22 protein-coding genes are annotated in these 13,156 nt (G+C 38.4%); all 22 read left to right on the top strand.

Features of this window, described 5'->3' with window-relative positions; translation table 11 throughout:
- Positions 1-152 precede the first annotated feature (152 nt).
- The 22 genes from AC5LWL_RS00360 to rplF all read left to right on the top strand — a co-directional run bounded on the left by AC5LWL_RS00360 (position 153) and on the right by rplF (position 13,156).
- Positions 153-401: a 50S ribosomal protein L7ae-like protein gene (locus tag AC5LWL_RS00360; protein WP_493432515.1), complete on the top strand. Its 249-nt coding sequence runs from the start codon at positions 153-155 to the stop codon at positions 399-401.
- A 99-nt stretch (positions 402-500) separates the two neighbouring features.
- A complete protein-coding gene (gene rpsL, locus AC5LWL_RS00355) occupies positions 501-923 on the top strand; it encodes a 30S ribosomal protein S12 (RefSeq protein ID WP_493432514.1) in 423 nt (140 codons plus the stop codon).
- Between the two features lie 37 nt (positions 924-960).
- The gene (gene rpsG / locus AC5LWL_RS00350; protein WP_493432513.1) at positions 961-1,431 is read left to right on the top strand and encodes a 30S ribosomal protein S7; all 471 of its coding nucleotides are present in this window, start codon (positions 961-963) and stop codon (positions 1,429-1,431) included.
- A gap of 48 nt (positions 1,432-1,479) precedes the next feature.
- Positions 1,480-3,555 (top strand): elongation factor G, encoded by a 2,076-nt coding sequence (gene fusA / locus AC5LWL_RS00345; protein WP_493432512.1) that lies wholly within the window; start codon positions 1,480-1,482, stop codon positions 3,553-3,555.
- Between the two features lie 111 nt (positions 3,556-3,666).
- On the top strand, positions 3,667-4,854 hold the full coding sequence (gene tuf / locus AC5LWL_RS00340; RefSeq protein ID WP_493432511.1) for an elongation factor Tu: 1,188 nt from the start codon (positions 3,667-3,669) through the stop codon (positions 4,852-4,854).
- A gap of 730 nt (positions 4,855-5,584) precedes the next feature.
- Positions 5,585-5,893 carry a 30S ribosomal protein S10 gene (gene rpsJ, locus AC5LWL_RS00335; protein WP_009336571.1) on the top strand — a complete coding sequence of 103 codons (309 nt, stop codon included), beginning with the start codon at positions 5,585-5,587 and terminating at the stop codon, positions 5,891-5,893.
- A 36-nt stretch (positions 5,894-5,929) separates the two neighbouring features.
- Positions 5,930-6,559, top strand: coding sequence for a 50S ribosomal protein L3 (gene rplC / locus AC5LWL_RS00330; protein ID WP_493432510.1), 630 nt, complete (start codon positions 5,930-5,932; stop codon positions 6,557-6,559).
- Between the two features lie 25 nt (positions 6,560-6,584).
- Positions 6,585-7,208, top strand: coding sequence for a 50S ribosomal protein L4 (gene rplD, locus AC5LWL_RS00325; protein ID WP_493432509.1), 624 nt, complete (start codon positions 6,585-6,587; stop codon positions 7,206-7,208).
- Complete coding sequence (gene rplW, locus AC5LWL_RS00320) at positions 7,208-7,492, top strand: 50S ribosomal protein L23 (RefSeq protein ID WP_493432508.1); 285 nt, start codon at positions 7,208-7,210, stop codon at positions 7,490-7,492. The genes rplD and rplW overlap by 1 nt, the downstream gene beginning before the upstream one ends.
- A gap of 31 nt (positions 7,493-7,523) precedes the next feature.
- Positions 7,524-8,354: a 50S ribosomal protein L2 gene (rplB, locus tag AC5LWL_RS00315; RefSeq protein WP_493432507.1), complete on the top strand. Its 831-nt coding sequence runs from the start codon at positions 7,524-7,526 to the stop codon at positions 8,352-8,354.
- Between the two features lie 60 nt (positions 8,355-8,414).
- The gene (gene rpsS / locus AC5LWL_RS00310; protein ID WP_493432506.1) at positions 8,415-8,693 is read left to right on the top strand and encodes a 30S ribosomal protein S19; all 279 of its coding nucleotides are present in this window, start codon (positions 8,415-8,417) and stop codon (positions 8,691-8,693) included.
- A gap of 18 nt (positions 8,694-8,711) precedes the next feature.
- On the top strand, positions 8,712-9,053 hold the full coding sequence (rplV, locus tag AC5LWL_RS00305) for a 50S ribosomal protein L22 (protein WP_493432505.1): 342 nt from the start codon (positions 8,712-8,714) through the stop codon (positions 9,051-9,053).
- 3 nt (positions 9,054-9,056) lie between these two features.
- A complete protein-coding gene (gene rpsC, locus AC5LWL_RS00300; RefSeq protein ID WP_493432504.1) occupies positions 9,057-9,713 on the top strand; it encodes a 30S ribosomal protein S3 in 657 nt (218 codons plus the stop codon).
- A 1-nt stretch (position 9,714) separates the two neighbouring features.
- On the top strand, positions 9,715-10,149 hold the full coding sequence (gene rplP / locus AC5LWL_RS00295) for a 50S ribosomal protein L16 (protein WP_031537904.1): 435 nt from the start codon (positions 9,715-9,717) through the stop codon (positions 10,147-10,149).
- Positions 10,139-10,342, top strand: a complete 204-nt coding sequence (rpmC, locus tag AC5LWL_RS00290) for a 50S ribosomal protein L29 (protein WP_003351417.1) — start codon at positions 10,139-10,141, stop codon at positions 10,340-10,342. Before rplP ends, rpmC begins: the two co-directional genes overlap by 11 nt.
- A 20-nt stretch (positions 10,343-10,362) precedes the next feature.
- Complete coding sequence (gene rpsQ / locus AC5LWL_RS00285; RefSeq protein WP_493432503.1) at positions 10,363-10,626, top strand: 30S ribosomal protein S17; 264 nt, start codon at positions 10,363-10,365, stop codon at positions 10,624-10,626.
- 41 nt (positions 10,627-10,667) lie between these two features.
- Positions 10,668-11,036, top strand: a complete 369-nt coding sequence (gene rplN / locus AC5LWL_RS00280; RefSeq protein WP_445492927.1) for a 50S ribosomal protein L14 — start codon at positions 10,668-10,670, stop codon at positions 11,034-11,036.
- A 35-nt stretch (positions 11,037-11,071) separates the two neighbouring features.
- Complete coding sequence (gene rplX, locus AC5LWL_RS00275) at positions 11,072-11,383, top strand: 50S ribosomal protein L24 (protein WP_493432502.1); 312 nt, start codon at positions 11,072-11,074, stop codon at positions 11,381-11,383.
- A 26-nt stretch (positions 11,384-11,409) separates the two neighbouring features.
- A complete protein-coding gene (rplE, locus tag AC5LWL_RS00270) occupies positions 11,410-11,949 on the top strand; it encodes a 50S ribosomal protein L5 (RefSeq protein WP_493432501.1) in 540 nt (179 codons plus the stop codon).
- A 25-nt stretch (positions 11,950-11,974) separates the two neighbouring features.
- On the top strand, positions 11,975-12,160 hold the full coding sequence (locus AC5LWL_RS00265; protein WP_493432500.1) for a type Z 30S ribosomal protein S14: 186 nt from the start codon (positions 11,975-11,977) through the stop codon (positions 12,158-12,160).
- Positions 12,161-12,189: 29 nt separating this feature from the next.
- Complete coding sequence (rpsH, locus tag AC5LWL_RS00260; RefSeq protein ID WP_493432499.1) at positions 12,190-12,588, top strand: 30S ribosomal protein S8; 399 nt, start codon at positions 12,190-12,192, stop codon at positions 12,586-12,588.
- A gap of 31 nt (positions 12,589-12,619) precedes the next feature.
- A complete protein-coding gene (rplF, locus tag AC5LWL_RS00255) occupies positions 12,620-13,156 on the top strand; it encodes a 50S ribosomal protein L6 (protein WP_493432498.1) in 537 nt (178 codons plus the stop codon).

Genomic DNA, 13,156 nt, shown 5'->3' with positions numbered 1-13,156 from the left:
TATAACTAGAATTAGACTAGCGAAGTTCAGGCTTTTAATAAGGTTAAAAGAAAAACAATTTAATTTTATTATTAAAGCAATTGACATTAATTTTTCTAGGTGTTATTATATCAAAGGTGCTCCTATTCACCTGTTGCTTTGGAGGATATGATATGTCTTATGATAAAGTATTACAGGCTAAAAGATATGTAGTAGGAACAAAGCAGACAGTTAAAGCGTTAAAAACAGGTAACGTAACGGAAATATTAGTTGCTAAGGATGCAGATCCAATACTTATTGGGAAAGTAACGAATGTAGCTAAACAAGTTCATGTACCTATCATACTTGTTGATTCCATGATGAAGCTAGGCAAATCATGTGGTATAGAAGTAGGCGCAGCAACTGTTGCCATAATTAATTAAACTGTTTTTATGGAATTAACCATGAAAACTTTGTTTTTGCCCTAATATGAACCACCTGGATGTGTGGGCTTTAAACATAAAAGAAGGGAGGAAAAAGTAATGCCAACTATTAACCAATTAGTACGCAAACCTCGTCAATCTTCACAAGAGAAGTCGAAGTCACCTGCGTTAAACAAAGGTTACAACAGTTTCAAAAAAGCACAAACAGATGTTTCTTCACCTCAAAAACGTGGTGTATGTACTCGTGTTGGTACAATGACACCGAAAAAACCGAACTCAGCGTTACGTAAATATGCTCGTGTACGTCTGACTAACGGTATCGAGGTAACAGCTTACATTCCTGGTATTGGTCACAACCTTCAAGAACATAGTGTTGTACTAATCCGTGGAGGACGTGTAAAGGATTTACCAGGGGTACGTTACCATATCGTTCGTGGTGCTCTTGATACAGCTGGAGTTAACAACCGTATGCAAGGTCGCTCTAAATATGGAACAAAAAAACCAAAAGCAGCAAAAAAATAAATTAAATTATACAGCATGATTGAAAGGAGGAAATCAAATGCCACGTAAAGGTCCTGTAGCAAAAAGAGACGTATTGCCAGATCCGATTTACAATTCAAAACTTGTATCTAAATTAATCAATAAAATGATGATCGATGGTAAGAGAGGTAAATCTCAAGCTATCTTATATTCAGCTTTTGAAATCGTAGCAGAACGTACTGGTAAAGATGCAATCGAAGTATTCGATCAAGCATTAAAGAACATTATGCCAGTACTTGAAGTTAAAGCACGCCGTGTTGGTGGTTCAAACTATCAAGTTCCAGTGGAGGTGCGTCCAGAAAGACGTACAACACTAGGTTTGCGTTGGTTAGTTAATTATTCTCGTCTTCGTGGAGAAAAAACGATGGAAGAAAGATTAGCTAATGAAATCTTAGATGCAGCAAACAACACTGGAGCATCTGTTAAAAAGCGTGAAGATACACACAAAATGGCTGAAGCAAACAAAGCATTTGCTCACTATCGTTGGTAGGATAATCAATACAATAAAAATACTTTCATATGGAAGGAGAAAAACCAAATGGCTAGAGAGTTCTCCTTAGAAAACACTCGTAATATTGGTATCATGGCTCATATTGATGCTGGTAAAACGACTACAACTGAGCGTGTACTTTACTACACTGGTCGTATCCATAAAATTGGTGAAACTCACGAAGGTGCATCTCAAATGGACTGGATGGAGCAAGAACAAGAACGTGGTATTACGATTACATCTGCTGCAACAACTGCATCATGGAAAGGTAATCGTGTAAATATCATTGATACACCAGGACACGTAGATTTCACAGTTGAAGTTGAACGTTCTCTTCGTGTACTTGATGGTGCTGTAGCGGTTCTTGATGCTCAATCTGGAGTTGAACCACAAACAGAAACTGTTTGGCGCCAAGCAACAACTTATGGAGTGCCACGTGTAGTATTTGTTAACAAAATGGATAAAATAGGAGCAGATTTCCTTTATTCATTAAAAACATTACACGAACGTTTACAAGCGAACGCACATGCAATTCAATTACCAATCGGTGCTGAAGATCAATTTGAAGGCATCATTGATTTAATAGAAATGAAAGCAACTTTCTACGGAAATGATTTAGGGACAGATATTGAAGATCGTGAAATTCCTGAAGAGTATCAAGAACTTGCTGATGAATACCGTGAAAAACTTCTTGAAGCTGTAGCTGAACTTGATGAAGATTTAATGGAAAAATATCTTGGCGGGGAAGAGATTACTACTGATGAATTAAAAGCTGCTATCCGTAAAGGTACAGTTAACGTTGAATTCTACCCAGTTATTTGTGGATCTGCATTCAAAAACAAAGGTGTTCAAAAAATGCTTGATGCTGTTATTGACTACTTGCCATCTCCATTAGATGTACCTTCTATTAAAGGTACTCTACCTGATTCAGATGAAGTAGTAGAAAAGCATCCAGATGATTCAGAACCATTTGCAGCACTTGCGTTTAAAGTTATGACAGACCCATTCGTAGGTAAATTAACATTCTTCCGTGTATATTCTGGTACTTTGAGCTCTGGTTCTTATATACAAAACTCTACAAAAGGCAAACGCGAGCGCGTAGGACGTATCCTGCAAATGCATGCGAACAGCCGTCAAGAGATTTCAGAAGTACATGCTGGAGATATCGCAGCAGCTGTAGGATTAAAAGATACTACAACAGGAGATACTCTGTGTGATGACAAAAATCTAGTAATTCTAGAATCTATGGAATTCCCAGAACCTGTTATTGAATTATCTATTGAGCCTAAATCAAAAGCTGACCAAGACAAAATGACTACTGCACTTGTAAAATTACAAGAAGAAGATCCAACATTCCGTGCGCATACTAACCAAGAAACTGGTCAAGTAATCATCGCAGGTATGGGTGAACTTCATTTGGATATTTTAGTAGACCGCATGCGTCGTGAGTTTAAGGTTGAAGCTAATGTTGGTGCACCTCAGGTTGCATATCGTGAAACATTCCGTGCTTCTGCATCTGTAGAAGGGAAATTCTCACGCCAATCAGGTGGACGTGGACAATACGGACACGTTTGGATTGAGTTCTCACCAAATGAAGAAGGTAAAGGCTTCGAGTTCGAAAATGCTATCGTTGGTGGGGTTGTTCCTCGTGAATATATCGCTCCAGTTCAAGCTGGACTTGAAGATGCGTTAAACAGAGGTGTTCTTGCTGGTTACCCAATGGTAGATATTAAAGCAAGATTGTTCGATGGTTCTTACCATGATGTTGACTCCTCTGAAATGGCGTTTAAAATTGCTGCTTCAATGGCTCTTAAAAACGCAGTTTCTAAATGTAACCCTGTAATCCTTGAACCTGTTATGAAGGTTGAAGTAATCATTCCTGAAGAATACATGGGTGATATTATGGGTAACGTAACAGCTCGTCGTGGACGTGTTGAAGGTATGGAAGCACGTGGTAATGCTCAAGTTGTTCGTGCGATGGTTCCACTTTCAGAAATGTTTGGATATGCTACAACTTTACGTTCAAGCACACAAGGTCGCGGAGTATTCTCTATGACTTTTGACCACTACGAAGAAGTACCAAAATCGATCTCAGAAGAGATCATCAAAAAAAATAAAGGGTAATTGTTGATTTTACCTTTTTAATCAAGTATAACTACTATGTAAGCAATAAAGCTGTGATGAAAATTCACAGCCTAATACTTAATTTTCACAATTAAAAGGAGGATTTTCCTAATGGCAAAAGCTAAATACGATCGTTCAAAGCCACACGTAAATATTGGAACAATTGGTCACGTTGACCATGGTAAAACAACTCTAACAGCTGCTATCACAACTGTACTTTCTAAAGTAGGTGGAGGAGAAGCACGCGGTTATGATCAAATCGATGCTGCTCCAGAAGAACGTGAGCGCGGAATTACAATTTCAACTGCACACGTTGAGTATGAAACAGATACTCGTCACTATGCACACGTTGACTGCCCAGGACATGCTGACTATGTTAAAAACATGATCACTGGTGCTGCACAAATGGACGGCGGTATCTTAGTAGTTTCTGCTACTGATGGTCCAATGCCACAAACTCGTGAGCACATCCTATTATCACGTCAGGTTGGTGTACCTCACCTTGTTGTATTCTTAAACAAATGTGACATGGTTGATGACGAAGAATTATTAGAATTAGTAGAAATGGAAGTTCGCGATCTTCTTACTGAATATGAATTCCCTGGTGATGATATTCCAGTAATTAAAGGTTCTGCTCTTAAAGCTCTTGAAGGAGAAGCTGCTTGGGAAGAAAAAATCACTGAGCTTATGGCTGCAGTTGATGAGTATATCCCAACTCCAGAACGCGATACTGATAAACCTTTCATGATGCCGGTTGAGGATGTATTCTCAATTACAGGTCGTGGAACAGTTGCTACTGGACGTGTTGAGCGTGGACAAGTTAAAGTTGGTGACGTTGTAGACATCATCGGTTTAGCTGAAGAGAAAAAATCAACTACTGTAACTGGTGTTGAAATGTTCCGTAAATTACTTGATTATGCTGAAGCTGGAGACAACATTGGTGCTCTTCTTCGTGGTGTTGCACGTGAAGATATCCAACGTGGTCAAGTATTAGCAAAACCAGGTACAATTACTCCACACGTAAAATTCAAAGCTGAAGTTTACGTATTATCAAAAGAAGAAGGTGGACGTCATACTCCATTCTTCACAAACTACCGTCCACAGTTCTACTTCCGTACAACTGATGTAACTGGTATTTGTAACTTACCTGAAGGCGTAGAAATGGTTATGCCTGGCGATAACATCGAAATGGATGTTGAATTAATTTCTTCTATCGCTATCGAAGAAGGTACTAAATTCTCTATCCGTGAGGGTGGACGTACTGTAGGCGCTGGTGTAGTTGCTACAATCGTTGAGTAATTAATACTTTTTAAAAAACAAGCTGGTATAAACCAGCTTGTTTTTTTTATTTGCTCATTGTCAATAATTGGACTGGGGCACTTAGCTAGTCAGCGCGAGGATCTTTTAAGTATTGCACATGCCAACAAAGGTAAAAAGCTATTCAAGGTGCTTGCGCTTTTCTTAGAAATTATTAGTTTTTATTATGGTAGTGGATTTTTGCCTGCGACACTCAAATAATTGGTAAATAAGTTCTTAAATCAAAATTGAACGGAGAAATTTTGATTGAAGAGAATATCATAGCTGAGGGTTAAATAGGGCATTTGCGTTTTATAATGATAGAAAATTTGGAATGGAAAAAATTCAATACTATTCCAAATACTAGAGAGCTGAAATAGAGCAAAGAAGAAAACAAAAGAAAAACTTTTTAAGTTTAACATGAACAGCATCAAAAGAATCGAAGAGAGAACAATAGAAGAAAGTGATTATACAATCCAATTTTTAGACATTTACAGAAACACTTGAAATATTCATTTCATGTATGTATAATAGGCTGAGTGTACAAAACAAAAGAAAAATAATAAATACTATTGCTTTTCTTAATTAGTTTCTGTATAATAGACAATGTTGGTCTTTGACTGCGATGATGTGGAAGGTTGCTGACACACCCGGCCGCTTTGCCATGGCGAGTGTGTGGGAAATTTCTGCGGAGAATGTCTATTCTAAAATAGGCGCAAAAGGAGGGAAAATAATGGCAAAACAAAAGATTCGTATTCGTTTAAAAGCTTATGATCATAGAATTTTAGATCAATCTGCTGAGAAAATTGTTGAAACTGCAAAACGTTCTGGTGCGGCTGTTTCTGGTCCGATTCCATTACCAACAGAAAAGTCTATATACACTATTCTACGTGCGGTTCATAAATATAAAGATTCTCGTGAGCAATTTGAAATGCGTACGCATAAACGTCTAATCGACATCGTTAATCCAACTCCACAAACAGTTGATTCATTAATGCGTTTAGACTTACCGTCAGGTGTAGATATTGAAATTAAATTATAATAATAAATATTAAGATTATCAGGAGGTGTGACTGAAATGACCAAAGGAATCTTAGGAAGAAAAATCGGTATGACTCAAGTATTTGCTGAAAACGGCGATCTTATCCCTGTAACGGTGGTAACAGCTGCTCAAAACGTAGTGCTTCAAAAGAAATCTGTTGAAACAGACGGTTACGAATCTGTTCAAATCGGATTTGAAGATAAACGTGAAAAGTTAGCTAACAAACCTGAAAAGGGTCATGTTGCAAAAGCAAACACTGCTCCTAAGCGCTTCGTTCGTGAATTAAGAGAAGTAAGCTTAGAAGAGTATGAAGTTGGTCAAGAAGTCAAAGTAGATGTATTCGCTGAAGGCGATGTAGTAGATGTAACAGGAATCTCTAAAGGGAAAGGTTTCCAAGGCTCAATTAAACGTCATGGACAATCACGTGGCCCAATGGCTCACGGATCTCGTTATCATCGTCGCCCAGGTTCAATGGGACCTGTAGCTCCAAACCGTGTATTTAAAGGTAAAGCTTTACCAGGACGTATGGGTGGAGAACAAGTAACTGTTCAAAACTTAGAAATCGTTAAAGTAGATGCAGAACGTAATCTTTTATTGATTAAAGGAAATGTTCCAGGATCTAAAAAAGCTTTATTAAAAATTAAAACAGCGGTAAAAGTGAAGTAATTAAATTAGAAAGGAGGAAACAAGAATGCCTAAAGTTGCATTATTCAACCAAGACGGTTCTCAAGCTGGTGATATCGAATTAAAAGATACAGTATTCGGTATTGAGCCTAACAACCATGTTTTATTTGAAGCAGTTGTTATGCAAAGAGCTTCATTACGTCAAGGAAATCATAAAACTAAAATTCGTTCTGAGGTTGCTGGTGGTGGACGTAAGCCATGGCGCCAAAAAGGTACAGGACGTGCACGTCAAGGGTCTATCAGATCTCCACAATGGCGTGGTGGTGGAACAGTTTTCGGACCAGTTCCTCGTAGCTACAGCTATAAATTACCTAAAAAGGTTCGTAGATTAGCTATTAAATCTGCATTATCTACTAAAGTATTAGAAGAAAGTATTTTAGTATTACAAAGCCTTGCTTTCGAAACACCAAAAACTAAAGATTTCAAAGGTTTACTTGGTAATCTTTCTGTTAATAAAAAAGCACTTATTGTAACTGCTGACTTAGATGAAAACGTAGCATTATCTGCTCGTAATATTCCGGGTGTAACAGTTGTTACTGCTTCTGGCATTACAGTTTTAGATGTTTTAAATCATGATAAATTAATCATGACGAAAGCAGCAGTTGAAAAAGTAGAGGAGGTGCTTGCATAATGGATGCACGCGAAACGATTAAGCGCCCCGTTATCACTGAACGTTCTACTGACTTAATGGCTGAAAAAAAATATACGTTTGAAGTTGATGTAAGAGCTAATAAAACTCAAGTTAAAGATGCTGTAGAAGAAATCTTTGGCGTTAAAGTTGAAAAAGTTAACATCATGAATTACAAAGGTAAGTTTAAACGTATGGGACGTTTCGGAGGCTACACAAACAAACGCCGTAAAGCGATTGTTAAATTAACTACAGACAGCAACGAAATCGAATTCTTTGAAGCATAAAATAAACTATTAAGAAGAGGAGGGAAAAGAAATGGCGATTAAAAAGTACAAACCTACCTCTAATGGTCGACGCGGAATGACAACTTCTGACTTTAGTGAAATCACTACAAGTACACCAGAAAAATCATTGCTAGCTCCTTTAACAAGAAAAGGCGGCCGTAACAACCAAGGTAAGTTAACAGTTCGTCATCAAGGTGGAGGTCATAAGCGTCAATATCGTATTATCGATTTTAAACGTGACAAAGATGGCATTCCAGGACGCGTTGCTACAATCGAGTATGATCCAAATAGATCAGCAAACATCGCGTTAATCAATTATGTAGACGGAGAAAAACGCTACATTCTTGCACCTAAAAATTTAGAAGTTGGCTTAGAAGTAATGTCAGGACCTGAAGCGGATATCAAACCAGGTAATGCTTTACCATTAGTTAACATTCCAGTGGGTACAGTTATCCACAATATCGAATTAAAACCAGGAAAAGGCGGACAATTAGTTCGTTCAGCAGGTACATCTGCACAAGTTCTTGGTAAAGAAGGTAAATACGTATTAGTACGTTTGAATTCTGGTGAGGTTCGTTTAATTCTTGCAACTTGCCGTGCTTCAATCGGTCAAGTAGGTAATGAACAACACGAATTAATCAACATCGGTAAAGCTGGTCGTTCTCGTTGGTTAGGCAAACGCCCAACTGTTCGTGGTTCTGTAATGAACCCTAATGATCATCCACACGGTGGTGGTGAAGGTCGTGCTCCTATCGGACGCAAATCACCTATGTCTCCATGGGGTAAACCAACTCTTGGATTCAAAACTCGTAAGAAGAAAAGCAAATCAGATAAATTCATCGTACGTAGCCGTAAAAAATAACGGGGTTGAACTACGGTTCATTGATAGAACCGTAGAGCAATCACGAAGGGAGGTTCATTTATGGGTCGCAGCTTAAAAAAAGGACCATTTGTTGATGATCATTTACTAACAAAGATCGAAAAGTTAAGTGAAAGTGAAAAGAAACAAGTTGTTAAAACTTGGTCTCGTCGTTCTACGATCTTCCCACAATTCATCGGTCAAACAATTGCTGTTTATGATGGTCGTAAACATGTACCAGTTTATGTTACTGAAGACATGGTAGGTCATAAACTTGGAGAATTCGCTCCGAGTCGTACTTACAAAGGTCATGCAAGTGACGATAAGAAAACAAGACGTTAATGAGAGGAGGGCATTCAAATGCAAGCTAAAGCTGTTGCAAATACAGTTCGTATTGCTCCTCGTAAAGCTCGTTTAGTCGTAGATTTAATTCGAGGAAAGCAAGTAGGCGAAGCAGTAGCCATATTAAAGCTAACTCCAAAGGCTGCTTCACCAATCATAGAAAAAGTATTAAAATCTGCTGTTGCTAACGCAGAGCATAATTACGAAATGGACATCAATAATTTAGTGGTTGAGCAAGCATACGTTAACGAAGGACCAACATTGAAACGTTTCCGTCCACGTGCAATGGGTCGTGCGAGTCAAATCAACAAACGTACTAGCCACATCACTATCGTTGTATCAGAAAAGAAGGAGGGGTAATTAGTGGGTCAAAAAGTAAATCCAGTCGGTTTGCGTGTCGGGATTATTCGTGATTGGGAATCTAAATGGTACGCAGGTAAAGACTACGCTGATCTTTTACACGAAGACCTTAGAGTTCGTGAGTATATCGCTAAACGCTTAAACGATGCATCTGTTTCTAAAGTTGAAATCGAACGTGCTGCAAATCGTTTAAACGTTACCATCCACACTGCTAAACCAGGTATGGTAATTGGTAAAGGTGGTACAGAAGTTGAAGCTTTACGTAAAGCTTTAAACTCACTTACTGGCAAACGTGTACACATCAATATTCTTGAAATTAAAAGAGCAGATATGGATGCAAAACTAGTTGCTGAGAACATTGCTCGTCAATTAGAAAATCGTGTATCTTTCCGTCGTGCTCAAAAACAAGCAATCCAACGTTCAATGCGTTCTGGAGCTAAAGGTATTAAAACAATGGTATCAGGTCGTTTAGGCGGAGCAGATATCGCTCGTTCTGAGTCTTACAGTGAAGGTACTGTACCTCTACACACATTACGTGCTGATATTGATTATGCAACTGCTGAAGCAGATACTACTTATGGTAAATTAGGCGTAAAAGTTTGGATCTATCGTGGAGAGATCCTTCCAACGAAGAAGAAAACTGAGGAAGGAGGCAAATAATATGTTACTACCTAAACGTGTAAAATATCGTCGTGTACATCGTGGGAAAATGCGCGGTCAAGCTAAAGGCGGTACAGAAGTAGCATTCGGTGAATATGGTTTACAATCTTTAGAAGCATCATGGATTACAAACCGTCAAATTGAATCTGCTCGTATTGCAATGACTCGTTACATGAAACGTGGCGGTAAAGTTTGGATTAAAATATTCCCTCATAAGCCATACACTGCTAAGCCTCTAGAAGTCCGCATGGGTTCCGGTAAGGGTGCTCCTGAAGGTTGGGTAGCAGTTGTTAAGCCAGGTAAAATATTATTCGAGGTTGCAGGTGTATCAGAAGAGATTGCACGTGAAGCACTTCGTCTTGCAGCGCACAAACTTCCTGTTAAATGTAAGTTTGTAAAACGTGAAGAAATTGGTGGTGAAACTAATGAAAGCTAATGAAATTCGTGACCTTACCACTGCAGAAATAGAACAAAAAGTTAAATCTTTAAAAGAAGAGCTATTTAACCTTCGCTTTCAATTAGCGACTGGACAACTTGAAAATACAGCTCGCATTCGTGAAGTACGCAAAGCGATCGCTCGTATGAAAACTGTCATTCGTGAAAGAGAAATCGGCGTCAACAATCGATAACGTGAGAGGAGGTTCGTAAAATGAGCGAACGCAATCAACGCAAAGTCTATACTGGACGTGTTGTTTCTGACAAAATGGATAAAACAATTTCTGTTGTTGTTGAAACATACAAAAAACATCCATTATACGGCAAACGCGTGAAATACTCTAAGAAGTATAAAGCTCACGATGAGCAAAATGAAGCAAAAATTGGCGATATCGTCCGTGTTATGGAAACTCGTCCATTATCAGCTACAAAACGTTTCCGTCTTGTAGAAGTAGTAGAAAAAGCAGTTATTATCTAATTGTTCGGAATTAAGCTTCATCCCGAAGGGAGGTTACACACATGATTCAACAAGAATCACGTTTGAAAGTTGCTGACAACTCTGGTGCTCGTGAAGTACTAACTATTAAAGTTCTTGGTGGTTCAGGACGTAAAACTGCAAACATCGGTGATGTTATCGTTGTTACTGTGAAACAAGCAACACCAGGTGGCGTTGTTAAAAAAGGTGACGTAGTAAAAGCAGTTGTTGTAAGAACAAAAAGTGGTGTTCGTCGTGCAGACGGTACTTACATTCGTTTCGATGAAAACGCATGTGTAATTATCCGTGACGATAAGAGTCCACGTGGAACACGTATCTTTGGACCAGTTGCTCGCGAACTACGCGATAACAACTTTATGAAAATTGTATCATTAGCTCCAGAAGTACTATAATATAAATTTAATTGCCTTTAAGGAGGTGCGAAAAGATGCATGTAAAAAAAGGTGACAAAGTAATGGTCATCTCTGGTAAGGATAAAGGTAAAACAGGTGTTGTTCTTGCAGCATTCCCAAAGAAAAGCCGTGTGCTAGTTGAAGGAATTAACATTGTAAAGAAACACTCTAAGCCATCCCAATTGAATCCACAAGGTGGAATCAATGACCAGGAAGCAGCTATTCATGTATCCAACGTTATGCCTATCGACCCTAAAACTGGTGAGCCTACTCGTGTAGGAACTACAACGGTTGATGGTAAAAAAGTACGCGTAGCGAAAAAATCCGGTGAAATTCTAGATAAATAGTTCAAAGAAGAAGGGAGGTACAATGAATGAACCGCCTAAAAGAAAAATTTGTTAAAGAAACTACTCCTGCTCTTATGAGCAAGTTTAATTATAAATCCGTAATGCAAGTACCAAAACTTGAAAAAATCGTTATCAACATGGGTGTTGGTGATGCTGTTGCAAATGCTAAAGCATTAGATGTTGCAGTAGAAGAATTAACATTGATCACTGGTCAAAAACCAGTAATCACTCGTGCAAAAAAATCTATTGCAGGTTTCCGTCTACGTGAAGGAATGCCAATCGGTGCAAAAGTTACTCTTCGTGGAGAACGCATGTATGAATTTTTCGATAAATTAGTATCTGTATCTCTTCCACGTGTACGTGACTTCCGTGGTATTTCTAAAAAGTCATTTGACGGTCGCGGTAACTACACTTTAGGTGTAAAAGAACAATTAATCTTCCCTGAAATTGATTACGATAAAGTAAACAAAGTCAGAGGTATGGATATTGTTATCGTTACTACTGCAAATACAGATGAAGAATCTCGTGAACTTTTAACTCAATTTGGAATGCCGTTCCAAAAGTAATCTCTAATTAGAGGGAGGCGAAAATGTGGCTAAGAAGTCAATGATTGCGAAACAAAAACGCACGCCTAAATATAAAGTACAAGAATATACACGTTGCGAATCTTGTGGACGTCCACATTCTGTGTACCGTAAATTTAAGCTTTGCCGTATTTGTTTCCGTGAATTAGCATATAAGGGACAAATTCCTGGTGTGAAAAAAGCTAGCTGGTAAAACCCCATTTTGGGAAGGAGGTTAAAACAATGGTTATGACAGATCCAATTGCTGATTTGCTTACAAGAATCCGTAATGCAAATATGGTTCGTCACGAAAAGTTAGAAGTACCTGCTTCTAACATTAAGAAAGAAATCGCTGAGATTTTAAAGCGTGAAGGTTTCGTACGTGATGTTGAATACATTGAAGATAACAAACAAGGAATCATCCGCATTTTCCTTAAATATGGTTCGACAAATGAGCGTGTAATTACTGGACTAAAACGTATCAGTAAACCTGGTCTTCGTGTATATGCAAAAGCTACAGAAGTACCACGTGTATTGAACGGTCTTGGAATCGCACTAGTTTCTACTTCTCAAGGAGTAATTACTGATAAAGAAGCTCGTGCTAAACAAGTTGGCGGAGAAGTATTAGCATACGTTTGGTAATATAGTTTTAATTGAATGGAGGTGCAACTAAATGTCTCGCGTAGGTAAAAAACCAATTGAAGTACCAGCAGGCGTTACAGTTACTATTGATAACAGTACTGTAACGATTAAAGGTCCTAAAGGTGAATTAACTCGTACTTTTAATTCTGATATTGCTATCAAATTAGAAGAGAACGTGATTAACGTAACTCGTCCATCTGAATCTAAAGAGCACCGTGCATTACATGGTACGACTCGTGCTTTATTAGCTAATATGGTTGAGGGTGTTTCTAAAGGTTTCGAAAGAGGTCTTGAATTAATCGGGGTTGGTTATCGTGCTCAAAAACAAGGAACTAAGCTTGTTTTGAACGTAGGTTACTCTCACCCAGTTGAAATCGAACCTGAAGCAGGTCTTGAAATAGAAGTACCATCTGCAACTAAAGTAGTTGTTAAAGGTACAAACAAAGAACATGTTGGAGCACTTGCTGCTAACATTCGTGCTACTCGCCCACCAGAACCTTATAAAGGGAAAGGTATTCGTTATGAAGGCGAATTTGTACGTAGAAAAGAAGGTAAAACTGGTAAGTAA

Source organism: Niallia sp. WK069_GA_01, from assembly GCF_983173855.1.
The sequence above is the reverse complement of the archived record's forward strand: the minus strand, read 5'-3'. Positions and strand labels throughout refer to the sequence as shown.

Bases quoted from the DNA above. Each gene is read 5' to 3' on its own strand.
- AC5LWL_RS00360 (WP_493432515.1), top strand. From the start codon at position 153: ATGTCTTATGATAAAGTATTACAGGCTAAAAGATATGTAGTAGGAACA.
- rpsL (WP_493432514.1), top strand. From the start codon at position 501: ATGCCAACTATTAACCAATTAGTACGCAAACCTCGTCAATCTTCACAA.
- rpsG (WP_493432513.1), top strand. From the start codon at position 961: ATGCCACGTAAAGGTCCTGTAGCAAAAAGAGACGTATTGCCAGATCCG.
- fusA (WP_493432512.1), top strand. From the start codon at position 1,480: ATGGCTAGAGAGTTCTCCTTAGAAAACACTCGTAATATTGGTATCATG.
- tuf (WP_493432511.1), top strand. From the start codon at position 3,667: ATGGCAAAAGCTAAATACGATCGTTCAAAGCCACACGTAAATATTGGA.
- rpsJ (WP_009336571.1), top strand. From the start codon at position 5,585: ATGGCAAAACAAAAGATTCGTATTCGTTTAAAAGCTTATGATCATAGA.
- rplC (WP_493432510.1), top strand. From the start codon at position 5,930: ATGACCAAAGGAATCTTAGGAAGAAAAATCGGTATGACTCAAGTATTT.
- rplD (WP_493432509.1), top strand. From the start codon at position 6,585: ATGCCTAAAGTTGCATTATTCAACCAAGACGGTTCTCAAGCTGGTGAT.
- rplW (WP_493432508.1), top strand. From the start codon at position 7,208: ATGGATGCACGCGAAACGATTAAGCGCCCCGTTATCACTGAACGTTCT.
- rplB (WP_493432507.1), top strand. From the start codon at position 7,524: ATGGCGATTAAAAAGTACAAACCTACCTCTAATGGTCGACGCGGAATG.
- rpsS (WP_493432506.1), top strand. From the start codon at position 8,415: ATGGGTCGCAGCTTAAAAAAAGGACCATTTGTTGATGATCATTTACTA.
- rplV (WP_493432505.1), top strand. From the start codon at position 8,712: ATGCAAGCTAAAGCTGTTGCAAATACAGTTCGTATTGCTCCTCGTAAA.
- rplP (WP_031537904.1), top strand. From the start codon at position 9,715: ATGTTACTACCTAAACGTGTAAAATATCGTCGTGTACATCGTGGGAAA.
- rpmC (WP_003351417.1), top strand. From the start codon at position 10,139: ATGAAAGCTAATGAAATTCGTGACCTTACCACTGCAGAAATAGAACAA.
- rpsQ (WP_493432503.1), top strand. From the start codon at position 10,363: ATGAGCGAACGCAATCAACGCAAAGTCTATACTGGACGTGTTGTTTCT.
- rplN (WP_445492927.1), top strand. From the start codon at position 10,668: ATGATTCAACAAGAATCACGTTTGAAAGTTGCTGACAACTCTGGTGCT.
- rplX (WP_493432502.1), top strand. From the start codon at position 11,072: ATGCATGTAAAAAAAGGTGACAAAGTAATGGTCATCTCTGGTAAGGAT.
- rplE (WP_493432501.1), top strand. From the start codon at position 11,410: ATGAACCGCCTAAAAGAAAAATTTGTTAAAGAAACTACTCCTGCTCTT.
- rpsH (WP_493432499.1), top strand. From the start codon at position 12,190: ATGGTTATGACAGATCCAATTGCTGATTTGCTTACAAGAATCCGTAAT.
- rplF (WP_493432498.1), top strand. From the start codon at position 12,620: ATGTCTCGCGTAGGTAAAAAACCAATTGAAGTACCAGCAGGCGTTACA.